The 25,186-nt window shown below is 66.2% G+C and carries 12 protein-coding genes; 4 read left to right on the top strand and 8 right to left on the bottom strand.

Annotated features, from left to right (window positions below):
* Positions 1-3: 3 nt before the first annotated feature.
* Positions 4-2,133 (bottom strand): TonB-dependent siderophore receptor, encoded by a 2,130-nt coding sequence (locus tag AC1GI4_RS04695; protein ID WP_479628741.1) that lies wholly within the window; start codon positions 2,131-2,133, stop codon positions 4-6.
* Positions 2,134-2,483: 350 nt separating this feature from the next.
* Here AC1GI4_RS04695 and AC1GI4_RS04690 point away from each other — a divergent pair, with 350 nt between their 5' ends.
* The 3 genes from AC1GI4_RS04690 (at position 2,484) to galA (ending at position 10,188) form a co-directional block, all read left to right on the top strand.
* Positions 2,484-4,166 carry an alpha-L-fucosidase gene (locus AC1GI4_RS04690; RefSeq protein ID WP_479628740.1) on the top strand — a complete coding sequence of 561 codons (1,683 nt, stop codon included), beginning with the start codon at positions 2,484-2,486 and terminating at the stop codon, positions 4,164-4,166.
* Positions 4,167-4,498: 332 nt separating this feature from the next.
* Entirely contained in the window at positions 4,499-7,306 is a 2,808-nt protein-coding gene (locus AC1GI4_RS04685; protein WP_479628739.1) for a glycosyl hydrolase 115 family protein, read from the top strand.
* Positions 7,303-10,188, top strand: coding sequence for a beta-galactosidase GalA (gene galA, locus AC1GI4_RS04680; RefSeq protein ID WP_479628738.1), 2,886 nt, complete (start codon positions 7,303-7,305; stop codon positions 10,186-10,188). The genes AC1GI4_RS04685 and galA overlap by 4 nt, the downstream gene beginning before the upstream one ends.
* A gap of 51 nt (positions 10,189-10,239) precedes the next feature.
* Here the strand turns inward: galA and AC1GI4_RS04675 are convergent, their stop codons facing one another.
* The 6 genes from AC1GI4_RS04675 to AC1GI4_RS04650 form a co-directional block, all read right to left on the bottom strand.
* Positions 10,240-11,358 (bottom strand): acyltransferase family protein, encoded by a 1,119-nt coding sequence (locus AC1GI4_RS04675; protein WP_479628737.1) that lies wholly within the window; start codon positions 11,356-11,358, stop codon positions 10,240-10,242.
* The gene (locus AC1GI4_RS04670) at positions 11,355-13,637 is read right to left on the bottom strand and encodes an alpha-N-acetylglucosaminidase (RefSeq protein WP_479630351.1); all 2,283 of its coding nucleotides are present in this window, start codon (positions 13,635-13,637) and stop codon (positions 11,355-11,357) included. Before AC1GI4_RS04670 ends, AC1GI4_RS04675 begins: the two co-directional genes overlap by 4 nt.
* Positions 13,638-13,713: 76 nt before the next feature.
* Complete coding sequence (locus tag AC1GI4_RS04665; protein ID WP_479628736.1) at positions 13,714-16,497, bottom strand: TonB-dependent receptor; 2,784 nt, start codon at positions 16,495-16,497, stop codon at positions 13,714-13,716.
* Between the two features lie 512 nt (positions 16,498-17,009).
* Positions 17,010-18,020 carry a FecR family protein gene (locus tag AC1GI4_RS04660; RefSeq protein WP_479628735.1) on the bottom strand — a complete coding sequence of 337 codons (1,011 nt, stop codon included), beginning with the start codon at positions 18,018-18,020 and terminating at the stop codon, positions 17,010-17,012.
* Positions 18,017-18,520, bottom strand: a complete 504-nt coding sequence (locus tag AC1GI4_RS04655; RefSeq protein WP_479628734.1) for an RNA polymerase sigma factor — start codon at positions 18,518-18,520, stop codon at positions 18,017-18,019. Before AC1GI4_RS04655 ends, AC1GI4_RS04660 begins: the two co-directional genes overlap by 4 nt.
* A 141-nt stretch (positions 18,521-18,661) precedes the next feature.
* Positions 18,662-21,391: a TonB-dependent receptor gene (locus tag AC1GI4_RS04650; RefSeq protein ID WP_479628733.1), complete on the bottom strand. Its 2,730-nt coding sequence runs from the start codon at positions 21,389-21,391 to the stop codon at positions 18,662-18,664.
* Between the two features lie 240 nt (positions 21,392-21,631).
* Between AC1GI4_RS04650 and AC1GI4_RS04645 the strand changes: the two genes are divergently transcribed.
* A complete protein-coding gene (locus AC1GI4_RS04645) occupies positions 21,632-22,366 on the top strand; it encodes an acid phosphatase (RefSeq protein ID WP_294275467.1) in 735 nt (244 codons plus the stop codon).
* On the opposite strand, the gene AC1GI4_RS04640 is transcribed toward AC1GI4_RS04645, so the two are convergent.
* Entirely contained in the window at positions 22,344-25,031 is a 2,688-nt protein-coding gene (locus AC1GI4_RS04640) for a TonB-dependent receptor (RefSeq protein ID WP_479628732.1), read from the bottom strand. The two genes, AC1GI4_RS04645 and AC1GI4_RS04640, sit on opposite strands and share 23 nt — an antisense overlap.
* Between the last annotated feature and the right edge of the window lie 155 nt (positions 25,032-25,186).

Here is a 25,186-nt window from a genome sequence, read left to right as displayed (position 1 = left end):
GGGTCAGAAGCGGAACCGCAGCTCGGCCAGCAGGGTGCGCGGTTCGCCGGGGAAGCTGCCGCTTTGTAATGAGAAGCCGGAGGCGGCGTAGCGCTTGTCGAACAGGTTATCGACGCGCAGCATCAGTTCCGCGATCCCCAGCGACTTGGTGATCGACGCGTCGAAGATCATATAGGGCTGCACCGCCTGGCCCGACAGGCTGACCCGGCGCGACAGATATTCGCCACCGACACCGATTGCGGTGCCGATCGGCGCAATCTGATAGCGGGTCCAGAAGCCCAGTTGATGCCGGGGTGCATTGGCGAAGCGGTTGCCGACCGCGTTGGTCAGCGACTGCCCCGCCACCGTCCCGGTGATCCGGGTGTCGTTATAGCCGTAGTTGGCGAGCAGCACCCAGTTGCGCGTGATGTCGGTGGACAGGTCGATCTCGAAGCCCTTGCTCGTGACCTCGCCGATCGGGCGCAGTTGATCCTGCCCGTTGACGGGGGCGAGGCTTGGGTCGACCTGCAGCATGTTGCGGCGGATGATCCGATACACCGCCGCATTGGCCTGCAGCCGCCCGCCGAGCAGCACCGACTTGACACCGCCCTCGATCTGGTTGCCCGTCACCGGGGCGAAAGGGCCGCCCGCATCGGTGTTCTGGCTGGCGGCGCTCTGCGGCTCGAAACTGCCCGACCAGCTGGCATAGAGCGATACGCCGGAGCGTGGCTTGACGATCGCCCCGGCGCGATAGGTGAAGCGACCGTCGCTATAGGACGGATTCGCCGTGATGCGCCCGGCGGTGCTGGTCGTCACCCCATCGTCGAACCTGTCATAGCGGACACCGCCGATCAGCAGCAGCGCATCGGTGATGCCGATCTGATCCTGGAGATAGGCGCCCTTGCGCCGGGTGCGTGTGTCGGTCTTGGCGAAGGGCAGAGAGGCGGCGCGCGCCACGTCGCGCGCGGTAACGCTATAGACCGGCTTGCTCAGGCTCAACGGCGTGACGCCCGAGCGCAGGATGCGCGAGTTGAGGATGCTGGTCTCGTCATACCAGTCCGCCCCCATCTGAAACTTGTGGGCCATGCCGATCAGTCGTGCCTTCACCGTGGCGTTGGCCATGAAGGACAGGCCGTCCACGTCGCGGATCTGGTCGCGAAATTCCCGGGCGATCAGGTAGGTGCTGCCGGGCACGAAGCCGCGCGCCTCGTGATATTGCTGGGTCTCGGTCGCCTTGAAATAGCGTGCGCCCGCATCGAACGTCACCGCGTCGCCGATGCTGGTGGCATAGCGTGCCTGATAGGCCTGCGACTTCAGATGAAGGAAGTCCGTCGGTTCGTTGGCGTTCCAGCGGATGTCGGCCAGGAAGTTGCCGTCATTGTCGACCGGCACCCCGCGCAGCCGATTGCCGCGCAGGAAATTGTCATAGACCGTTGCCTGGATGGTCAGCTTGCCGCCCTCGTTGGTCCGGAAAGACAGGCCGCCGTCGCCGATCAGCGACGTGTTGTGAGTGTTGTAGCGGAAGGGCGACATCGCCTCGTAAAAGCCGCCCAGCCGATAGGTGACGATGCCTTTCGCATCGACCTTGCCCGTCGCCTCCGACGAGATACCGGCGCGACCATAGCTGCCGAGCGTCGCGACCGTCCGCAGGCTGCTGACGTCGCTGGGCGTCTTGGAGACATAGTTGATGATGCCGCCGGGCGAGCCGGGGCCGAAGAACAGGCCCGCCGGGCCCTTCAGCACCTCGACCCGGCTGATGGTGAACAGCTGCGGCACTGAAAAGCCGATGAACGGATTGCCGCGCTGACCGTCATAGAAGGACTGGTCTTGCCGAAACCCGCGAAAGGTAATGCCCGCATAGCTGAAGGCACTGACGCCGGAGATATTGCGGTAGATGTCGGTCGCGTCGCGCGCGCCCTGGTCGGTGAACAGCTCCTCGTTGATGACCTGCAAAGCCTGCGGAATGTCGAGCGGGTCCTCGGCCGACTTGCCCACGGTCGTCGTGTCGACGCGGTAGAGATGCTGCGCCCGGCCATTCACGATGATGTCGGCGACTTGGGCGTCGGAGGCAACGGGATCGCTCACCGTTTCCGCCATGGCGGGCGCGCAAAGCATCATCGCCGCCAGACCAGCGGCATAGTTCCACGATTCCACGATCAACCCCTTAATGCTATTAGGTCGCATTAACGAGAATGGTTCGCAGGTGCAACCCAGTGTAGTTTTTGGCGGCAGGGACTTTCCCGGCATGCCGCCGTTCGATGTTCTGTCGAACGATCAGGGCGACCGTCATTTCGCGGGCTGTCGGGTCAAGGGGCGGTGACGACCGGAGGGCAATCAAAGTTTGGAATCGTCGATCGGTCTCGCTTGCCTATCACGGCCGATGTGACTTACGATCGCGTGTATAACAGATCACTTTCACATAAGAGAGTGGCGGCAGGGCTTGGCAAATGGGTCTTGGAAAAGGCTGGTCCTGAATGATCGGCGCGATGGCGGGAGAGAAACGGATGAAGGCGAACAGGCGCGAAATGATCGGGGGAGCGATCGCGGCGGCGGCACTGGCCCCTGCGGCGGCGTCGGCAGTCACGACCGCACGGCAGGCACCGGGGGTGGGACGTGCGCTGAAGGTGCCGGCGCCCGCACGATTTACGCCGGACTGGGAGTCGCTGACCACCGGCTATAGCGTGCCCGACTGGTTCCGGGACGCCAAGTTCGGCATGTGGGCACACTGGACGGCGCAATGCGTGCCCGAAGCGGGGGATTGGTATGCCCGCGACATGTATCTGCCGGGCAGTCGCGCCTATGAGCATCATCTGAAACATTACGGCCATCCGGCCGATGTCGGCTTCATGCAGATCCAGAATTTATGGAAGGCGGATCGCTGGGACCCCGGCCGGTTGCTCGACCTCTACAAGAAGGCGGGCGCGAAATATTTCATGGCGCTGGCCAATCACCACGACAATCTCGATACCTATGACTCCAGATATCACCCGTGGAACACGACGCGGGTCGGCCCGCGTCGTGACATCATCGGCGAATGGCAAAAGGCGGCGCGTGCACGCGGCCTGCGCTTTGCCGTGTCCAACCATTCGGCCCATGCCTGGCACTGGAACCAGCCCGCTTATGGCTATGATCCGACCGGGCCGCGCGCGGGCGAACGCTATGACGCCTACAAGTTGACCGCGGCGCAGGGTCGCGGCCAGTGGTGGGACGGGCTGGACCCCCAGCAGCTCTATACCGGCCGCTTCATGCCGATGCCCGATGGCATACGCACGCTGGACGAAGCCAATGCCTGGCACGAAGCCACCGATCGCCTGTGGAACGAGGGCGTTCCCGCGGGCGATTTCGCGACCAACTGGCTGATGCGCGTGAAGGACCTCGCCGAGAAATATCGGCCGGACATGGTCTATTTCGACAATTTCGACCTGCCGCTCGAACAATATGGCCTGGATTTCACGTCCTGGTTCTACAACCAGTCGATGAAGTGGAATGGCGGTCGGCTGGAAGCCGTCGTCACCAGCAAGGTCACGCCGCCCCAGCGCCGCATGGGCATCGTCGATGATGTCGAGCGCGGCGGGAAAAGCTATATCGAGCGCTTCCCGTGGCAGACCGACACCTGCATCGGCAACTGGCACTACGACATCGATGTGTACAACAACGACGGCTACAAGACGGCGGCGAACGTCATCCATACGCTGTGCGACGTGGTGTCGAAGAACGGCAACCTGATGCTGTCGGTGCCGATGCGGGGCGACGGCACGATCGACGACAAGGAAGAAAAGGTCGTCAACGACATCGCCGAATGGATGGGCCGTTACGGAGAGGCGATCTACGGCAGCCGCCCGTGGAAGCTGAACGGCGAAGGCCCGACGCGCCCCAATGCGGGCAACTTTTCCGAGGGTGGTCCGAAGTCGCCCTATACGGCGCGCGACGTTCGCTACGTGACGCGGGGCGGCAATCTCCATGCGCTGGTGATGGGGTGGCCCGAGGACGGCGTCGTGCGGATGACCCTGCTGGCGCAGGGCAACCCGACGATGCCGGGGCGGATCGCGCGGGTCACGATCCAGGGCGACAATACCCCGCTGGTCTTCCGGCGTACCGCCGAGGCGTTGGAAGTCACGCTACCCCAGGGCGCGCGTCATCCGATCGGCGTTCCGCTGGTTATCGCGGGCAACGGCGTCACAGCCTGACGATGTGAGGGGGGTCGTTTCATGCGGCCCCTTCGACCCAATGAAGGGGAGCTCGGCCGTCCCAGGGCATGTTGGGCCTTCATCATTTCGGGGGCCGGTCTCGGCGGCGGGATACTGCGTTCCGCCCGATCCGCCTCGGTCAAACTGGCAGATAGGCGCTGTGCGGATTGTTCTGCGCTTGTCAGGGTTTTGCCAGCCGGGGAGTGTGGGCGATGACCCAAATGCCTGTCTTTGGATGGCTTGTATCGGCCTTCAATTGGTCAGGCAAATAAGCTTTACAGCTTGGTAGGCCGGGTTAGATTGCTGCCGACAGTCATGGTGGCGGAGGGACGATGCGGGCGAGGATCATGGGGCTGGGTGCCGGCCTTGCAGCGATGCTGGGTATCACCGCCCCCGTTCATGCCGCCGACCTGGACCTGGCGCGCGCAAGCCTGTTGGCGGTCGCCGATGGCGAGGGGACGACCCGTATCGCCGCCGAACTGCTGGCCCGCGATCTGACCGCGCTGGGCGGGCGGCCGGGGCCGATCGTCGCGGATAGGGCGAACTGCATCGATATGTGCGTCGTCATCGGGACGATCGCCTCGCCGGTGGTGCAGCGGCTGGCACGGGAGGGCGGGGTGGACCTGTCGCCGATCGCGGGCGGCTGGGAACGCTATGTCCGGGCCGGGGTCCGCGTGGCTGGGCGGCGCTATCTGTTGATCGTGGGATCGGATGCGCGCGGGGCGGCGTATGGCGTGACCGACCTGTCCCGTGCGTTGGGCGTGTCGCCCTGGGAATGGTGGGCGGATGTCACGCCGCGTCGTCGCGACCGGATTGTCGTCTCCGACCGGCCCTTCGTCTCGCGCGCGCCGTCGGTGAAGTATCGCGGCATCTTCCTGAACGACGAGGATTGGGGGCTGGAGCCCTGGGCGGCCAAGACCTTCGACCCGGAAAAGGGCAATATCGGGCCGAAGACCTATCAGCGTGTCTTCGAACTGATGTGGCGGTTGAAGGCCAATACGCTGTGGCCTGCGATGCACTCGGTTTCGACGCCCTTCTTTGGTGATCCGGGCAATGCGCCGCTCGCCCGGCGCTATGGCATCGTCATCGGCAGTTCGCATGCCGAGCCGATGCTCCGCAACAATCTGCGCGAATGGGACGAGGGGAAGCGAGGCGGATTCGACTTCACCCGGCGGCCAGAGGCGATCCTAGATTACTGGCGCGAGCGGGTGGCCGAGACCAGGGGGCAGGAGGCGTTCTACACCGTAGGCCTGCGCGGCTTGCATGATGGACCGATGCAGGGCGTGACGACGACGGCGGCGCGGCGCGGTATCCTGGAGGATGTGGTCGGGCGGCAGCGCACATTGCTCGCCGACACGCTGGGCAAACCGGCGGCGCAGGTGCCGCAGCTCTATGTCGCCTATCATGAATTGCAGGAGGCCTATGATGCCGGGCTGACGCTGCCGGGCGATGTCACGTTGATGTGGACCGACGACAATTACGGTTATCTGCGCCGTTTGAGCACACCGGAGGAACAGAAGCGGCCAGGCGGGGCGGGAGTTTATTATCATCTGTCCTATTGGGGGCGGCCGCACGACTATCTATGGCTGGGCACCACCCACCCGGCCCTGATCCGCGAGGAGATGGGGCGCGCCTGGGATACGGACGCGCGGCGCATCTGGATGGTCAATGTCGGCGATATCAAGCCGATCGAATATCTCTCGCAATATTTCCTCGACCTCGCCTTCGACGCGCGGCTGCTGGACCAATCTCCGCGCGAGCATCTTCGCCGCTTCATGGCCGAGCAATTCGGCGAGGCGGAGGCGGGCGAGATCGCCGATGTGATGATGCGCTTCTACGACCTGGCCTGGCCGCGAAAGCCGGAGTTCATGGGCTTCGGCCAGACCGAATGGGTCACGCCCAACCGGCCGAGCGCCTATGTCCAGTCGGATGGCGAGGAGGCGCAGGCACGGTTGGCGGCGTATAGGGCGCTGATGGACCAGGCATCGGCGATCGCGGCGCGTATGCCGAAGGACCGGCAGGACGCCTTTTACGAACTGGTGCGCTATCCGGTGCAGGGGGCGACCCTGCTCAACTGGCGTATCCTGTCGCTCGATCTTGCTGAACTTTATGCGCGCGATCAGCGGGCGAGCGCGGACCTCTATCTCTACGCGGCTCGCACGGCGTATAGGTCGCTGACCGAGGCGACCGCCCAGTATAACGCCCTGGCCGGGGGCAAGTGGCGCGAGATGATGGACGCCGCGCCGCGCCGCCTGCCGGTCTTCGAAGAGCCCAAATGGCCTTCCTACGGCGAGATCCTGAAAAGCGGCTGCGCCGTCGGCCTGTGGGGATCGTGGATCGGTGACGAGAATGTCCTGACCTTCACCAAGGGGGTGCCCGCGACACGGCCGGTCACGCTCTACACGCACCAATATAAATATGCCGACTGGGCCGTCACGAAGCGGCCGGATGGGCTGACCCTGTCGGGGGAGCGGGGGCTGCTGAACGCCGACAATGGGTATGAGCAGCGGCTGACCCTGTCCTATGACGGCAAGGGCGAGGTCGCGCCGGTGACGCTTCGCTGCAACGATCAGGTGGTGACGATCCACGCGACCGCGCTGACCCCGCCCGCGCTCGACCCCGGTGAGGTGCTGGAGGATGAGCGGCGCGTGACCATGCCCGCGCTCGCGGCAAAGTTCGGTGCAGACTGGGAGGCGATCCCCGATCTGGGCAGCCAGCGCGGCGCGCTCCGCGCCAGGCTGAGCCTGCCGAGCCGCAGCACCGCCGAGCAGGGCACGCCCGCCACCTGGCGCTTCGCCACCATGACCGAGGCGGGCGCGAATTTGCGTATCGTCGCGTTGCCGACCCATCCGCGCGATCCCGCGCACGGCCTGCGCGCGGCGGTGAAGCTGGATGACGGCGGTTGGCAGACGGTCGATTTCGCGACCATCGGGCGCAGCGACCAGTGGCGGCAGAATGTCCTGACCAACACCGCCATCGCCACCCTGCCGCTCAAGACCTTTGCCGCCGGGCATCACCGGGTGGCGATTGTGCCGCTCGATCCCGGCCTGACCCTCGATCGTGTCGAGCTGGTGCTCGATGGCGCCCGCCCGCTCTATGCGCCGCTCCCCTCTGATTCTTCGCCGGAGACTGCCCGATGACCGTGACCCGCCGCACTCTGCTCGCCAGCGGGCTGGCCGCTCCGGCGCTGGGGGCGCCCGCTCTGGCAGCGAACCGTCCCGTGATGCTCGACAGTGGCGATGCGCCCGCACCCTTCGACGCGATGCCCGAACCGCCCTTCGTCGCCGATCCGAGCCTGCTGCGGCTCGACGATGGCTGGTTGTTCCACAAGGGCGACATCACCGTGCCGCCGATCCTGGGGCATGAGGAAAGCTATCAGAACGCCAAGGCCGGGATCGCGCAAGGGGCCGCTGCCGTCAGCTATGACGACAGCGACTGGCGCAGCGTCGAGCTGCCGCATGACTGGGCGATGGAGGAGGTGGTCGACCCCAACGCTAATGTCGCGCAAGGCTATCGGCGGCGCGGGATCGGCTGGTATCGCCGGACGCTGAAACTGCCGACCGAGTGGCGCGGCCGCTATCTGGAGGTACAGCTGGGCGCGGCGGCGACCAACGCGAAGGTTTGGTTCAACGGCGTCCTCGTCGCGCACAGCTTCAGCGGCTATACCGCGATCCTAATCGACATCACCCCCTATGCCCGGTTCGGCGAGGAGGTGAACACGCTGGCCGTCCGCGTCGATGCCGAGACGATGGAGGGCTGGTGGTATGAGGGCGCGGGGCTGTACCGCCACAACTGGCTGGCGGTGCGCGACGGGGTGAGCATCGTCACCGACGGCCTCCACGCCGATCCGCGCCGTGAGGGGGCAGTCTGGACCGTGCCGGTCGCGCTGACCGTCTCGAACATCCAGAAGATGGCGGCGACCGTTCGCGCCGAGGCGGTGCTGATCGATCCGGCGGGCCGCACCATCGATCGGGCGGAGGCGGACGTGACCGTCGATCCGCTCAAGACCGCCGAGTTGAAGGTCTCAATCCCGGTCGCCGCGCCGCAGCTCTGGTCGGTCGACCAGCCGATACTCTACCGGGTGGAAACGCGGCTGCTGCGTGACGGAAAGGCGATCGACGCGCGCGCCACCCGGATCGGCTTTCGCGAAATCCGCTTCGACGCCGCGACGGGTTTCTATCTCAACGGCGTGGCGACCAAGATCAAGGGCGTCTGCGTGCATCAGGACCATGCCGGGGTCGGCGTCGCCATGCCAGATGCGATGTGGGACTGGCGCATCCGGCGCCTGAAGGCGATGGGCTGCAACGCGCTGCGCTGCTCGCACCATGCGCCCGCGCCCGAATTGCTCGATGCGTGCGACCGGCTGGGGTTGCTCGTCATGGACGAGAACCGCAATTTCAACCCCAGCCCGGATTATCTGCGCCAGCTGGAGTGGCTGGTCCGCCGCGACCGCAATCACCCGAGCGTCTTCCTCTGGTCGGTCTTCAACGAGGAACCGATGCAGGGCACCGAACAGGGCTATGAGATGGTGCGCCGCATGGCCGAGGCGGTGAAGGAGCTCGACACCTCGCGCCCCGTCACGGCGGCGATGAACGACGGGATGTTCTCACCGCTTAACGTGTCGGACGCGGTCGATGTGATGGGTTTCAACTATCAGCATCGCCGGTACGACAGCTTTCACGCCGCCCACCCGACCAAGCCGATGACCAGCTCGGAGGATACCAGCGCCTTCATGACGCGCGGTGTTTGGAGGACCGACATGGCGCGCCATGAGGTCAGCTCCTACGACACCGACGCCGCCGAATGGGGGCTGACCCATCATGAAAGCTGGAAGATGATCGACACGCGACCCTTCGTCGCGGGGACGTTCGTGTGGACCGGCTTCGACTATCATGGCGAGCCGACGCCGTTCGAATGGCCGACGACGAGCAGCGTGTTCGGCATCATGGACCTGTGCGGCTTCGCCAAGATGGCCTTCCACCTGCGCCGCGCGCAATGGGTGGACGATGCGCCCGCGCTGGCCATCGCGCCGCACTGGACCTGGCCGGGGCGTGAGGGGCAGCCGATCCGGGTGATCGCGCTGACCAATGCCGAGACGGTCGAACTGCGCCTGAACGGCAAGAGCCTGGGGAGCAAGGCGGTCGACCGGCTGGCGATGCCCGAATGGCAGGTGTCCTATGCCCCCGGACGGCTGGAGGCGGTCGGCTATCGTGGCGGGCGCGAGGTGTCGCGCACCGCGGTCGAAACCGCGGGGCTGCCGGTCGCCCTGAAACTGATCGCGGATCGGCGGGGGATGCTGGGCACGGGCAGCGACGTGCAGCCCTTCACCGTCGCGGCTGTCGATGCGCGGGGGAGGGTGGTGCCCGATGCGGATGCACAGGTAACGTTCCGGGTGACGAAGGGCGCGGTGATCGGGGTCGGTAATGGTGACCCCAACGACCATGACTCGGAGATCGTGCCCGCGCGTCGCCTGTTCCATGGGCTGGCCCAGGCACTGGTCCGCGCCGAGCCGGGGACAGGCACACTGACTGTCGAGGCGAGCGCGCCGGGGTTGAAGCCCACGCGCACAACGGTGCGGGTGATCGCGGCCGAGCCACTGCCCGCGCTCCCGGCGACGCGCCCCGTCGCGATGCTGACCGACTGGAAGCGCAGCGACTTCACCGCGACCCGGCCTGATCCGCTGCGGCGTTATGCGGGCAATGACATGAACAGCCTTGTCTATGCGCGGTCCGGCAGGCTGGAAGGGCCGGGCGAGGGCGTCTGGTCGACCTATCGCACCAGTTTCAAGCCGCGCCGCCGGGTGGCGGAGCAGGGTGGGGCGGTGGTCTTCGCCGAAGTCGCCGGGCGCGCCGAAGCCTGGGTGGATGGGGTGAAGCGTGCGGAGAAGACCGACTTCACCCCCGCGCCGCTGGAGGTGCCGTTCCCGGCCGGAGCGGGCGAGCGGCAGGTCGTGCTGGTCGTCGAGGCGGAGCCGGGCAAGGCTTCGGGGCTTGGGCGGACGATTTCGGTGCGGGAGAGGTAATGCCCGTGCGCTTCGACTTCGCTCAGCCCGAGCGAAGTCGAAGGCCAAGGGTCACACCTTCAGGATAATCCCCTTGCGATCCAGCGCCCAGCCGAACGCGCAACAGATCAGCGTATAGGCCAGCGCACAGAGCAGCGATCCGACCGGCCCCGGCGCGACCGCCTGGAATGCGGTCAGCCCGACCCAGCTATACAGCCCCTCGCCATCGACATGGATCAGTTCGAGCAGGACGACCAGCAGCTCGGAAAACAGATAGATGGCGAGCGGATTGCGGCCCAGCATCTGGAGGAAGGCGCGGCCCAGCGTCACGCCCCGCACCTCGACCAGCCACAGCGCGCCGCCCAGCAGGATCAGGTCGAGCCCGGTGGTCAGCGCGACGAACGACCCGGTCCACAGCTTCTTGCCCACCGGCAACACCGGCGAGAGCAGCAGCGCGACGACGACCAGCACCGCGCCGATCGCGGCCAGTTTCGCCACGGTCGCACCATGTTTGCCCCAACGCTGAATGGCGAGGCCGGTCAGATAGCCTGCGATGACATTGGCGGTGGCGGGCAGGGTGCCGAGCAGCCCTTCGGGATCGAACCCGTGATCCTTCTTGTAGAGATGGTTCAGCCCGATCACCCGCAGGTCGAACAGCGTACCCGCATTGCGATAGCGCCCGAATGCCTCGCCCGATGGGCTCAGGCCGACCAGGATCGCCCAGTGCGCGACGACCAGGCCGATGGCGACCATCACCAGCTGGCTGGGCTTCAGATAGCGCGCGCATAGCGCCCCCAGCAGATAGCAGAGCGCGATGCGTTGCAGCACGCCGGTCAGCCGCGTGTCGGCAAAGGGCTTGGCGACCCAGCTGCCGTCTGCCTGATGCGTGACGAAGGGGAACCAGTACATCAGCACGCCGAGCAGGAAGATCAGCGCGGCCCGCTTGAACACCCGGCGCAGGAACACGCTTTCGGGCATCGGGCGGTTCAGCGCGAAGCTCATCGCATTGCCGACCGCGAACAGGAAGGTCGGATAGATCAGGTCGGCCAGGGTGAAGCCGATCCACGGCGCATGTTGCAACTGGGTGAACGCGCCGCCCGCTCCCGCCGTGTTGACCACGATCATCAGGAAGATGGTCGCGCCCCGAAACATGTCGAGCGAGGCGAAGCGCTCTGGTCTGGCGGCGGTCATCGGGCGGTCTCCATCATCAGCGCGCGGGCCTCGGCCACGGGATCAGCGGGCGGGCTGGCCTTGTAGGTGCGTGGCGAGGCGACCCAGTTCTTTTCCCAATCGAGCAGCCTGGCGGTGAACGCCGCGTCGTCGACCGGCCGCTTTGCGAGGGCGGCGGCGCGTGCCTCGGTCAGGTAACGGGTCCAACGCGGCAGGTAATAATCGGCATACATGCCCGCCCAGGCCTTGGACGCATAATCGCCCAGATGGCCGCGCCCGCCCCAGATCGTCACCTGCGCCTTGGCATTCTGTTCGTAGGCGGTCTTCTCGGCGGGCGTGTCGCCATAGGCCCGCGCATCGGCGATCCAGCTGGCGAGGCTTTCCTGCTGTCCGCCGATCAGATGGTCGATAGCCAGCGCCAGCGCCTTGACCCGCGCCGTCTCTCGGTCGCCGGTCGCGACATCGCCCTTCTGATAGGCGGCGACGGCGGCCTTCACGCTATCGTCCAGCGACAGGCTGGCGGCGTGGCGGGTCAGGTCGACCAGATCATAGCGATAGAGCGGGCTCCGAGCGTAGGCGGGCGCGAGCTTCAGCATCGCCGCGATCCCGGCGCGCAGCTTCACGCGGTCGCCCGGCTCGGCGGGATAGGTGGGCGCATCGGCGGCGGGGCGCTTGAAAAAGAGGTAGGCACCCGCCCGCTCGTTCCACCAGCGCGTGGTCCAGTAACGCACGTCATAGGCGCCCGCGACGACATCCTGCCACGCCGCGACCATCGCCGGATCGCTCCGGCCATAACGCGCGGCGGTATAGCGGGTCAGCCACGGCCCCATCGCCATGTCGCCGCCCGGCCAGGCGACGTCATAGGCATAGTCATAGACCAGGCTGTTATTGTGCAACCCTTCGGGAAACATGCCGAAGCCCCGCACATTCCCGCGCCCCTTGTCGGCGAACAGCGCGGCGACGTCGCGGCGATAGAAGTCGGGCGCGCCGTAAATCGGGTTGCTGCCGCCATAATTATGGACATAGCCGTAAACCCAGCTCTTGCCGTCGAAGCCGTTCGTCGTCTTCCAGATGCCGGGATAGCGGTCGTTGCCGATGTCGAGGATCAGCATCTTCCGGTCGGGCACGTCGCGCAGGAAGGCGGCGATGGCGTCGGGCGTCCAGAATTTCTTGTCCGCGCCGAACAGCCAGCCCTGCATCACCCAGGTGGCCCCCGGCACGGCGGCGGCGATCGAGGCGTAGAGCCGCTGGCCGTAAGCCGCCAGCCTTGCGTCACGCACCTCGCGGGGCAGGGCGGCCGCCTTGGTCGCGGCATCCAGGGCGGGGGTATTGGCGGTCGCGTCGCCATACGAGGCGTGCGCGGTGTCGCTGCCATCCTCGGCGATGGGGGGCACCATCTCGTTGAAGGCGTCGGCCAGGTAATATTGCCCCGGCCCGTACTCGGCGGTGTAGAGTTGCAGGAACCGCTTGGCGAGCGGCGCGAACAACGGATCGGACGGATCGAGCCAATAGGTCCCCTCGAACCCCTCCCAGGACCGCATCTTGTAGATGCGCGCCTTGGGGTGCGCCTCGGCAAAGGCCTTGGGCACGTACCCGGCAAAGGCGGGCAGGATCGGCGTCATGCCCAGATCGCGCATCCGGGCGAGGATGCGCTTCTGCAGGTCGTGCTTCTTGTCGATCCAACCCTGGGGGAGGGGCGCGCGATAGCCCTCGATATTGCCCATGCGCTGCCACGGCAGGAAGGCGGGGCCGGAGAAATGCGCGGCGAGCTGCGCCTCGCTCAGCCCCTGTTCGCGCCAGAGCTGGCGCCAGACATAATCCTGGCCCTCCATCGCCAGCGGCATGTCGACGCCATGCACCGCCATCGCGTCGATCTCCCGCTCCCAGCGGGCCCAGTTCCACCAGGGCGTGGTGTAGCCAAAGGTGCAAGTATTCAGATAGGCGCGGACGTTGAAGGGAGAGGTCACCCAGCCGCTGTCGCCGGGCGTCAGCCGGGTCATCGGGCCGATCCGGTTGCCCTCCCAGCTGATCGCCAGCCGCCCTTGCGCGTTCAGCATCGCCGCTGCCCCGCGCACCGCCGCTACGGCCGAGGAGGCTTCGACATTCAGCCGGTCATGGTCGACCCGGACGCGGTAGCGGGGCGTCGTCGAGGGCTGGATCGCGACCGAAACCTGTCGCTTGGGCACGCCCAGCCGCCGGAGCGCGGCGCCGGCTGCCTGCCCGCCATCGCTTTGCGCATGGGTCGTCGCGGCGGTGAGAAACAGAGTGCCGATCAGGCCGAGCGTCTTGGGATAGGTCATCACGGACGGCATTGTCCCCGGTTCATGACAAAAGGGAAGGGCGGACCATGATTGGCCCGCCCTCCAGAGGGGAGGTCTAGAAGCGCGTCGATGCCGAGAGGTAGATGGTGCGACCCGTCCGGCTGGCGAGCTGGAAGGTGTTCGCGTTGGTCTGATAGGCGTCTTCGTGCGTGTTGTTCAGGTTGATGATGCCCGCCGTGAAGCTCAGGTAGCTGGCGGGCGTGTAGCCCAGCGCCAAGTCCATCTGGGTGCGCGGGCGCACCACATGGGTCAGGCCGCCATTGACGAAGAAGCTCGACGCCGCGTCCTGAACATAGGAACTGCGGTGATTGACCGACAGCCGCACGCTGAACATCTCATTTTCCCAATAGGGCGTCAGGTTCCAGGTCAGCTTCGACAGGTCGCGCAGGTTGAAGCCGGTGCCGATCGCGCTGGCATCGGTATCGACCAATGTGACGTTGCCGACCGCGCCGAAGCCCTTGACAGGCAGGATCGCGTCGAAATTCTGCGACGCGCCTAGTTCCAGGCCCTTGATATGGATGACCCGGTCGTCGTTCAGCACCCGGCTGAAGCTGTAATCGGTCTTCAGGTCCGCCGACTGGCAATCGCTGACCACGCCGTTCAGCGCGACGCCGTCATAGGAGGACGGGCAGTAAAATTGCGTGAAAGTGCCGTTCTTCACCGCCTTGTAGAAACCGGCCAGGGTGATCGAATTGCCCTTGCCGTGATAATATTCCAGGCTGACGTCCAGCTGGTTGGCGGTCAGCGGCTTCAACCGGCTCTCGCCCTGCGCCACCGAGACGCTGGGGCGCAGGCTGGTGGTGACGCGGGTGATGGTGTCGGCCATCTGCGTCTGGCTGTTGAGCAGCGGACGGACCAGCACCTTGGCGGCGGCGATGCGGGCGACGAGGTGCGACGTCACGTCCAGCGCGAAGCTAGCGCTGGGCAGGACATTGCCATAATCCTGCACGACATGCTGCTGGCCGAGCAGGGTGGCGTCGCTGCCGGTGCCGTTGGTCAGGCTGCTCGTGACGTTCTGGTGGGTATGCTCGTAGCGGACGCCGACATTGCCGCGCACCGGCAGGTTGAACAACGTGCCGTCGATATTGGCCATCGCATAGACGGCCGGGATATAGCGGTCGACGCGGTAAGTGTTGGGCCAGTCGGGCGTGTCGGGCACGCTGATACCCTTGTCGCGCAGGATCTGCTGCCACAGCGGGGCATTGACCGACAAGAAGCTGTGCGGGATCGACATCGACCCGCCCAGGAAGTTGTTCACCAGCACGCCGGTTTTCGACAGATCGGGGATCCAGGCGAATTCGGGATAGGTCACCGGGTCGCTGACATCGGCGTCGCGGTCGTGACGATAGGCCTTGGTGTCGAAGCTCTCGTGGTGATATTTCGCGCCGAAGACCAGCGCCTTGATCCCGTGCCAATCGAGGTCCTGGGTCAGGTCGGTCTGCATCGCGCGGTCGCGGGCCGACTGGATATGCGTCGCGCCGTCGACGAACGCGTACCAGGTGCGGTTCGCCATATTGTAGATCGACCCGTCGGTCAGGCTGGCAGTGCTCCACTTGACGTTGAACGGATCGGAAATGTCGAGCTGGCCGCCATTCGCGAAGCGCACCTCGTCAATCGTCGCCCATTCGTAGAGCTTTGCGTCGCCCTGGGTATAATGGCCGATCGCGCGGATATGGGTGGTGTCAGTCGGGCTCCAGTTGACCGTGCCGGTATAGGCCTGGGTCTGGAGGTTGCGCAGTTCGGGCTGGTCGTTGTTGTCGACGTTGAAGCTGCTGATCCCGATCTTGTCGGCGACGCCGTTACTGGTGCTGTTCACCGTCACCGCCGAGGCGGCCCAGCGGCCGAAGACCATCTGGCGCGTGTCATAGCGGGTGTGGTCGCGCGAATATTCGCCCTGCAACAGGACCTCGAAACTGTCCTGCGGCTTCCACTGGATCGCGCCGCTGCCCATCAGCTGCTCGGTATCGCGGTCGATCCGGCGATAGCGCAGGTTGCCCGGCACCTGCGCATCGGGGGCACCCGCGACCGCGCCCGGCTGATACCAGTTCTTGATGAACAGATAGTCGCCGCGATCCTTCAGCTTCTGATAGCCGACGTCCAGCATGACGCCGATCGTGTCATCGGCGAACCGCTTGATATAGGCGGCGTTGACCTTGGGCGTCGCGGCCTTGCGATAGTCGGAATAATAGCCCTTGATGCCTGCGATGAAGCTGGGCCCCTTATAGGCCAGCGGCTTGACCGTATCGATGTTGACGGTGCCCGCCAGACCGCCCGTGTCCATGTCGGCAGTCGGCGACTTGATGACCTGGATCGCGCTGGCCAGATCGGTCTGGATGATGTCGTAGCGGAAGCCGTCCTTGAAGTCGGCGCTGGCGAAGGTCTGGCCGTTGATCGTGGTGCGCGCATATTGCGGGCCCAGGCCACGGATGCTGATCGTCGAGCCGCGGCCGTTGATGTTGGACATCTGGACGCCCGCGATGCGCTGGATGGCTTCGGTGATGTTCTGTGCGGGGAATTTACCGATATCCTCCGACGAGATGCCGTCGGTGATGCGGATGTCGTTGCGCTTGGCGGCGAGGGCGGAGGCGATGCTCTGGCGATAGCCGGTGACGGTGATCTCATTCTGGGCGTCGCCGCCAGCGGTATCGGTCTGGGGTGTCGCCTGCGCGGCATCGGCGGCGGCGATGCTGGTGGTGGAAGCGGCAACGGGGCCGCTGGTCTGCGCCGCAACGGGCGCGGCGATCATCGCCGAGGCGGCCCAGGCCGCCGTAAAGGCCGTCGTCTGAAGCAGGCGCTTGCGCCGGAGACGCGATGCGTCGTGGCACGGTGACATGGTCATGCTCTTTCCCTCCCTCTGATCCCAGCGCGGGGCAAACCACGCCGGACTTCCCCGAGACCTTGCCGGGCAGGCCTTTCGCGACCGGCGGCAAGCAGGGGGCGTCAGCGGCCGGAACGGGGTGAGCGTTCACGGACCGGGATCGGCCGTCTCATCTGCTGCGTCGGGACGCGAAGCCTGTCCGAAGTCCGTCATCGCAATGGCCGCCCGACCCTTTGGGTCGTGTGCGACACAGGCGCCGAAGGACCGAATATGTCGTCCTGCATCACGGTGTTGTAATCTTATGGTCTTATCGGTGACATGGAATGGTCATGCCTGTCAACGGGGCGTAACGAGGTTTCGCGCAAAAATTGGTCAGAACGGTAAAATTTGGAAATAAACCGTTTGACCTGAATGCGTTAAGATTATGAAATTGTTGTCATGCGGACGTGCAGCGTATCGCATCACCGGATCCCTCCGGCTGCGGTATCCTGATTTGACGACCGCTTAGGACCGTAGAAGAATTGGTATTGGGCCTATTGGTTCGGCCAATCGGCCTGTCTGCTTTTGTTGGCCCGCGTTAGATGGATGGTGCGCCCGTCATCCTTGACCGACAGGTCGAACAGCGCCCCGATCAGCGTCAGGCTCTCGACCGGCGTGTCCAGTCGGAAGCGACCATTGAACGTCTCGCCCGCCAGCGCCGGATCGGCCAGCCGGATGGGCCGCGTGCTGTAGCGACCGAGCCGGGCGACCGCATCGCCCAGCCTGATCCGGTCGCCGCTCAACCAGCGATCCTGCCATCCCTGATAGCGGGCGATGTCGAAATCATGGACGACGATCCGCCCCGCGCCCGCCTCGGCCCAATGCCCGCCGGTCACGACCACCGCCGCTTGGCCGGGAACGGTCAGCCGCACGCGCCCGCGATACACGCGCAACTCGCTATGCCCGGCGCCGCGATCCACGCTGAAATTGGTGCCTAGCGCCACCATCTGCCCCTCGGGTGTGGTGACGGCAAAGGGGCGGGCGGCGTCGTGGCGAACCTCGAACCGCGCCGCGCCGCGCTCCAGCGTCAGGTCGCGGCCGTGGCCTGAAAAGGCGATGGCGACGCGCGAGTTCGCATCCAGCACCATGTCCGACCCATCGGGCAGCGCTACCTGACGCTGCTGCCCCACCGTCGAGGCATAGACACGCTCGACGGGTGCCGTGTCCGGGGTCGCGACACGCCAGACGATCGGCGCGATGGCGACGGCGGCCAGCGCCGCAGCGATGCCGACCGTGACCCGGCGGCGGCTCCGCGCCGCCCCCGATGCAGCCCAGCGGCGTGCACGCGGGCGGGGCGGGAGAGGCACGGCGTCGCGCGTCGCCTGCTCGACCACATCGAACAGCGCCGGATCGCCGAGCAGGCGCACCATCCGCGACAGCGCGGCGCGGTGCTCGGGCGCGGCGTTCAGCCAGGCGCCCAACTCCGCGCGCGCCTCGGGCGAGAGGGTATCGAGCCGGTCGGCCCAGTCTGCGGCCTGCTCCAGCATGGTGTCGCGATCCGTCATGCGGGCGACCTCCGTGCGCTGGGCAGATCGTCGATGCACCCGTCGAGGTCGATCATCGCGCGGACCAGATGCTTCTTCACCGCCTCGATGCTCAGGCCCATCTCCTCGGCGATCTGCTGGCGGGATTTGCCCTCCAGATGGCGCTCGACAAAGACCGCGCGGCGCTGCGCGGGCAGGCGTGACAGGGCGGTCTGGAACCGGTCGTAACGCTGGCGATAGTCGAGGATTTCGTCAGCCAGCGGCAGGGCGCAGGCCAGTTCGGGATCGACCGGCGCGTGGTTCTCGCTCCCGCGCCGCCCGCGATTGTAGATGACAGAGTCCGCCACGCGAAAGCCATAGGCGAGCGGCTGGTCGATGACCTGCTTCCGCTCCTGCTCGATGACCCGCATGATCGCCTCCTGCACGATATCCTCCGCCTGTTCGGGTTCGCGGATCCGCCTGCGCACATAGGTCAGCAGGCGCGTCCGTCCCTCCGCGATCCAGGCGTTCGCGGCGGTCATTCGGTCCCGTTCAGGAAGAGCCGGTCGCATCGCATCCGGGGACAATCCTCGTCGAAAAAGACCGCGCCGACCCGTGACGGGCCGACGCGGCACAGGGGCCCTTGATATCCCTCAGGGGCAGGACATCAAGGGCGTCGGGGATCAGAAGGTGACGCGGATACCGCCCAGCAGCGTCGTGCCCGAACGGGTCACGACGTACAGTCGCCTGGTGCTGTTCGAATATTGCTTCTCGCGCTGGTTGGTCAGGTTGATGCCGTTCAGCGTTAGCTGGACGTTCTTCGTGACTGCATAATGCGCCGACATGTCGACATAGACCGTGCCCTCGAACCCGGTCACGTCCTGGTCCGGCCCCAGCGCGGTCAGCACCGGCGAGGCGCTGAAGATATAGCCGCTTCGGTAATTGGCCGAGACGCGGGCGTCGAACGCCTTGTCTTGATAATAGAGGGTGGCGTTGGCGTTATACTTGCTCAGCCCCTCCAGCGTGGTCGGGATGCTGCCCTGATAGATTTTCGAATAATCCAGCCGCGAGTCGACATAGGTGAAGTTCACCGCCGTCCCCAGCCGGTCGAAGGGGGCGGGCAGGAACTTGAAGTCGGTCTGGCCGGACAGCTCGACGCCGAACAAATTGGTCTTGGCCAGGTTCACGGGGCGCGAATAGCTGTCGACCACGGTCGATCCGGTCACGCCTGGGTACAGATTGTCGGGCAGGCCCGTTTGCGAATAGGGCACGTTGTTGATCGTCTGGGTCGAGATATAGCCGTCCAGATTCTTGTAGAATAGCGCGGCCGCGACATAGCCGACCGAGCCGAAATAATATTCGGTCGAAATGTTATAGTCGTTCGACTTGTACGGGCGCAGGTTCGGGTTGCCGATCGACACGGTGACATTGCCATTGTCGTTCGTCACCGATCCGTTGACCGCCAGCGCGCCGAGCGCCGGACGGTTGATGTTCTTCGACGCGGCGAAGCGCAGCATCAGGCCCCGGTCCAGCTCGAAGATCAGATTGGCCGCTGGCAGTACGCCCTCATATTCGCCGCGCACGGTGATGGGGCCGACATTGGCCGTGCCGTTCGAGGTGACGTTGGTGCGGTAATAGCGCGCACCGACATTGCCGCGGAAGGGGATGCCGCCCAGGATATGGTTCCAGTCATACTGGACGAAGGCGGCGCTGGTCCGCTCCTCGACCGCATACACGCCGATCTTGTTGGTCAGATATTGCGCGCGGTTGATGCCCAACGTCTGGAGCATCTTGGGGAAGTCGACGATCGTCCAGTCCTGCCCCGAATAGCCGGTATAGGTCTGGGCATAGGCGCTGGGATTGGCGTTGACCTTGCCCGACACGAAGCTGCTGGTCAGGATATTGTCCTGCTCGGCATAATAGCCGCCGTTCGAGAAGCGCCGCCATTCGCCGCCGACGCTGATCGTGTCGTCGGGGGTGAATTTATAGTCGAAGCGACCCTTGATATTGTCGAACGCCGAATCCTGGAAGGTGTTGTTCACGTACAGGCGCTTGGCGTGCCAAAAATTGGGGTCGGTCGTGTTGAACTTATAGGTATTGACCAGCGAATAGGTGCCGCCGCGATAGTCGGAGGTGACGTCGCCGAAGCCTTCGAGGGTGAACTTGTCGTTGACCGGCATGTCGTAGCGCGAACGCTCGACACCGCCCAGCCAAGTGAAGGTCAGCCCATCGACCAGCTCGGCGTCGCCGCTGAGGACGACCTGCTTGAAGATGTTCTTGGTGTTCTGGACGCGGGTTTCGGTCGACGCCTTGCCACCCGACACGTCGAGATAGGTCACCTCGTTGCGGTCGTTCCACTGGATCGCGTTGACCCGCGAGTTGGGATAGACGGTGCCCGCAAAGGTCTCGCCGCCGCCCAGCCAGGTCGAGCTGCCGCCGCCGCGCGAGGCGAGGTGGGTTTCGAAGCGGTCGCCCTTGAACTGGCCGTACAGCCCGTCGAGCGTGACATGGACCTTGTCGGTCGGCGCCCACTGGATCGACGAGGTCAGGCCGATCCGCTCCTGCTTGCTGTCCCACACCGACAGGCGGTTGCCGCGCGCGAACAGCAGGTCGCCGGAATTGATCTTGGCCTGCTCGGCGGCGGTCAGGCCGCTGATGTTGCTGCCGTTCGCGCGGTTGCGGCGCCAGCGATAGGTGTCGAAACCCTCTTCACGCGTGTTGCGGCGGCTGTATGCGCCCGACACCAATATGCCGAAATTGCCCCAGTTCTTGGAGATGAGGCCGGTCAGGCGCGGCTGGAAATCGCGGGTCAGCGTGTTGCTGCCGCCCTGCGCCGACAGCGCGATCTTGGTGCCCTTGTAATCGAAGGGGCGCGCGGTGAAGAGGCCCACGGTGCCCGCCAGACCGCCCTCGGTCTGCTGCGCCTGATACGACTTCTCGACATCGACATGGTTGAACAGTTCGGCGGCGAACAGGTTGAAGTCGAAGGCGCGGTCGCGCGTCGTCTGCCCCCGGCTGTCCTGCGGCGAGTCGACATTGCCCAGCACTTCCATGCCGTTCAGCTGGACGCGGGTGAAGTCGGGACCGAGCCCGCGAAGGGAGATGCGCCGCCCTTCGCCCGCCTCGCGGTTGATCGCGACGCCGGGCAGGCGCTGGAGCGCTTCGGCGAGGTTCAGGTCGGGGAAGGCGGCGATGTCGGAGGCAGAGATCGAGTCCTTGATGATCGTTGCGTCGCGCTTCGAGTTTCGCGCCTGCGCCAGGCTGGTGCGGTATCCGGTGACGACGACATCGCCGCCTTCGTTGGTCGCACCGCCGGTGGTTGCGGTCGTCTGTTCGCCCTGATCCTGCGCCAGCACCGGCTGCGCAGCAAACAGCGCGCTCGACGCCAGCAACAGCGTCCGCTTCGTTCCCATCACTTCAAACCCCCAAAAGACAAATGGCTCGCCCAGCCATAAGGACGATCGCGGGGAAGACGGGGGAGCGTCGGCAAACGGGGACAAGGATTTTTGTAAAAGTTTTAAGACATTTATGGCGTTTTTGTTACAGGCGTGGCCGGGCTTGTCTTGGTCGTTGAAAGTTTGGAAAGACCCTGTCCCCGATAGGCCACCGCGGAGCTCTTTGGGGCACTGGTTCAAGTCTTGGGGGTGGGTAATATGACGAAGCGGACAAAGGGTTGGCGGCTGGCGGTCGCGCTGACGCTCATCGCGCTGGCGCCAGCGGCGGCGTCAGCGCGGGAGACCGGCTATCTGGCGGCGGGCGAGGGCTTGGACCTGGCGGCGGTGTTGCCGGGGCCGCCGACGCCGGGATCGCCGCGCGCGCTGGCCGATGCGCGGGCCTTTCGCGACAGCCGGGCGTTGAACGGCATGGCGCGGTGGCAGCAGGCGACCGCCGATGTCTCCAGCGACATGGGCGAGCGTTTCGCCGCCGCGCTGGGCTTCCGGCCCGATTGGACCAAGCTGCCCGTCACCCGCGCCATGCTGGCGAAGTTCGATGCGGATCGCTCGGCCGCGATCGGATCGGCCAAGGCGCATTGGCAGTCGAAGCGCCCCTTTATCGGCAGCGACCTGCCGATCTGCGAGCCACGCCGGCCCGCGCTGATCGCCAATGGCGATTACCCGTCGGGCCATACCGCGCATGGCTGGGGCTTTGCGCTGCTGATGGCCGAGTTGCTGCCAGACCGAGCGCAGGCGATCCTGGCGCGGGGGCGGGACTATGGCAACAGCCGCTGGATCTGCGGATCGCACAGCCAGAGCGCGGTCGAGGGCGGCTATATGGCGGCGAGCGCGATCGTGGCGCGCGAACATGGCAATACCGCGTTCCGGCACGACATGGAGGCGGCGGCCGAGGAGCTGGCGCGCTACCGCGCTAAAATCGCCAGTCCGCGCTAAGCGAGACGACCCGACCCTGCTGCGCGCGGACGGTGACGACGCCGTCCTTGTCCCCGGCGCGGATTTCGCCGCCCAGCGCATCGCCCTGCATGATCGCGATCCGGTCCAACAGGTTGGTCGCGCGCAGCCCCAGCGTCAGCGTCTCGGTGGCGTCCAACCTCGCGCCGAGGCCGACCAGCGCGAAGCCGGGCAAGGTCAGGCTATTGGCGTCGTCGGCATAGCGCCGCCCCATCGCCGACAGGTCGCCGTCGAGCGTGACCCCGGTGCCGGGCAGAACGGCACTGGCCGACAGGCTGGCCATGATGCGCGGCACCCGGCGCGGCATGCGTCCGCTCAGGTCGTTCACCGTCACCGTGTCGCCGGTCAGGCTGGTGATGCGATAGGATTGCAGGCGCGGGTCCTGCCACGTCACCGTCGCCCGCAGCGACAGGCCGGGCAGGGGCGCGGCCCCTGCTGCGACTTCCAGCCCGATGGTCCGCGCCGCCGCCTGATACGCCCCGATGCGCACCGCCCCGGTCGTCGGGTCGAGCGACAGGTCCGGCAGGGATATGTCGGGAAAGCGGCTGGCGAAGAGCGTCGCATCGAGGCCACTCGTGCCATGCCGCCAGATCAGCCCCAGCTCGGCTTGCTCGATGGTCAGCGCACGCGGAGCGTCGCCACCGATGCGGAAGACGCCGGGGTCGGGCAGGCGCATCGCGCGCGTCGCGCGGGCAAATGCGCCCAGTCGGTCACTGGCCCGCCAGTGCAACGCCAGTGTCGCGGCGGTTCGGCCGATGCGTTTCGACCGTGCATCCCACAGCCCCGATCCGACGGCGATCCGGTCGTCGGCCAGGGTCGTCGGATCGCCGCCGTCAATGAGCGTCGGCCGTTCGACCGTCGCCGACAATGCTGCGCGCTCGTGCCGCAGACCCCAGTCGAGCCGCCAGCGCGGCGCCAGCTGCCACTCGTCGGCGGCGTAGAGGGCGACCATGCGCTGGCGACTATGCACCGCCTCATAGGTCGAGCCCGTGCTGAGCAGCCCGTCATCGGTCGCCCGCCCCAGCAGGTGTCCGGCGCTGTCGAACGCGACCAGATCGAGCCGCCGCCCCTGTTCGCGCGCCTCCAGCAGCGCGCGCGCAACCGCCCGTCGGAAGTCCCAGCGATAGCCGACCGCATACAGCCCGAGCGTCAGATCGTGGTGCCCCGCCGCCTCCAGCGGATGGACATAGGACAGGTCGACGATCCCCTCGTTCAGCCGGGTATCCGCCGCCACCGGGTTCAGCACGATGACCCGGTCATTACCGGGCAGCGGGACAAAGGCACTGCCGTCTTCGGCATGGCGAAGCACGACGCGCGCCGTCGCGGGAAAGGCGGCGGCGAGGCGGGGCAGCGCGTCGGCAATGGCTTGCGTGGCCGGGAATGCGGTGCCCGAGGAGGACAGCGCATAACGCTCGGTTCGCGAAGCCCGATAATGGGCGTTCACGGTCACGACGCCACCCGCGAGCGGCCGGGTCCAGGCCAGCGCGGGCGTGACCAGGCGATTGCGGTTGTTGCGCCCCAGCGGTCGCTCGCCCAGTGCGGCGAAGCGCAGCCGGGACAGCTCCGGCCCCAGGAAACTGCCTCGCCGGGGATCGAAGCCGGGCAGCGGGATGATCCGCCCGCGTTCGTACCGCATGGGAAAGGACGAGATGTTGAGCGTGTCGTCGTCCAGCGCGTGCACCGCCAGCGTCAATCGCCCGCCGCCGACCAGATCATGATCGGCGCGCACCCGGAACTGGCCGCCCCCCAGGGTCGAGGCGATCCGCCGCACCGTCGGGTCGCGTGCCACCGAACCGCCTGCGATCAACCGCCAGCCCCCGCCGACCGGCCCGGTCGCATAGCCTTCCCAGCGGATCAGCCCGTAATCGGCGACGGTCGTCCGTATCGCTCCGCCCGGACGGTCGCGGGGCGCACGGGTGCGCAGATTGAGCACGCCGCCCGGCGCGTTGCTCGCAAAGATCGCGGACGGGCCGCCGCGCACATAGTCGCTGCTCTCGATCATCAGGTCGGGGCGGACGAACTGGTCGATATCGGTCCAGGGCAGGGTGTCGTGCTGCACCGGCAGGCCGTCCTCCTGCACCGCGATCGCCTGATACCCGTCGAGCGGAATGCCGCGCACGCGAATGGTGTTGGCGGCCACCCCGGCCGAGGTGTCGACCCACAGGCCAGGCAGGCCGGATAGCATCTCCGCCAGGCTGTTCGGCGGACGGCGGGCCAACTCGACCTCATCGATGTGGGACGCGGAATAGCTGCGCTCCAGCTCGCCCTGCACCCCGATCCCGCGACGACCGCTGACGATCACGTCGGGGCCGGTCATCGGGTCTTCGGGCGGCGGCGTGGCAGTTGCGCGCGGCCGTGTCTCACGCGGCATCGGCCCGATGGCGCGCACGACGATACCGCCCGCGATGCGGCGGCACGACAGACCGGCGGGCGCGCACCATCTAGCAAGTGCGGTCGACAGGCGCATCCTTCCCCTCAGCGCGGGCGAGCGGCGCCCGGCCAGATCGCCGGGCCGTGCGACCAGTGCCTCGCCCGCCTGACGCGCCAGCCGGTCCAGCCCGGCGCCCACGGACTGGGCGGGAAGATCGATGGCAAGCAGCGCATCACCCTGCGCCGCGACAAGGGCCAGCGCGACGAACGGCGTCATGGCCGCTCCCCTGGCGAACCGCAATTCATTCGTCGCCTGCCGTCCCTGTCGCCGCCAATCCGAATTTCTGTCGCCGGGCGGATAGGCGCCAATTGTGTAACGCGCATGTCACTGGCAAAAGCCGTTTCAATCGATGCCGCGGGCGTCGACGGAGG

The organism is Sphingomonas sp. 77B (genome assembly GCF_056497825.1).
Note: the sequence above shows the minus strand (reverse complement) of the source record. Positions and strands in the feature narration are given on the sequence as shown.

Bases quoted from the DNA above. Each gene is read 5' to 3' on its own strand.
- AC1GI4_RS04690 (WP_479628740.1), top strand. From the start codon at position 2,484: ATGAAGGCGAACAGGCGCGAAATGATCGGGGGAGCGATCGCGGCGGCG.
- AC1GI4_RS04685 (WP_479628739.1), top strand. From the start codon at position 4,499: ATGCGGGCGAGGATCATGGGGCTGGGTGCCGGCCTTGCAGCGATGCTG.
- galA (WP_479628738.1), top strand. From the start codon at position 7,303: ATGACCGTGACCCGCCGCACTCTGCTCGCCAGCGGGCTGGCCGCTCCG.
- AC1GI4_RS04675 (WP_479628737.1), bottom strand. From the start codon at position 11,358: ATGACCGCCGCCAGACCAGAGCGCTTCGCCTCGCTCGACATGTTTCGG.
- AC1GI4_RS04670 (WP_479630351.1), bottom strand. From the start codon at position 13,637: ATGACCTATCCCAAGACGCTCGGCCTGATCGGCACTCTGTTTCTCACC.
- AC1GI4_RS04665 (WP_479628736.1), bottom strand. From the start codon at position 16,497: ATGACCATGTCACCGTGCCACGACGCATCGCGTCTCCGGCGCAAGCGC.
- AC1GI4_RS04660 (WP_479628735.1), bottom strand. From the start codon at position 18,020: ATGACGGATCGCGACACCATGCTGGAGCAGGCCGCAGACTGGGCCGAC.
- AC1GI4_RS04655 (WP_479628734.1), bottom strand. From the start codon at position 18,520: ATGACCGCCGCGAACGCCTGGATCGCGGAGGGACGGACGCGCCTGCTG.
- AC1GI4_RS04650 (WP_479628733.1), bottom strand. From the start codon at position 21,391: ATGGGAACGAAGCGGACGCTGTTGCTGGCGTCGAGCGCGCTGTTTGCT.
- AC1GI4_RS04645 (WP_294275467.1), top strand. From the start codon at position 21,632: ATGACGAAGCGGACAAAGGGTTGGCGGCTGGCGGTCGCGCTGACGCTC.
- AC1GI4_RS04640 (WP_479628732.1), bottom strand. From the start codon at position 25,031: ATGACGCCGTTCGTCGCGCTGGCCCTTGTCGCGGCGCAGGGTGATGCG.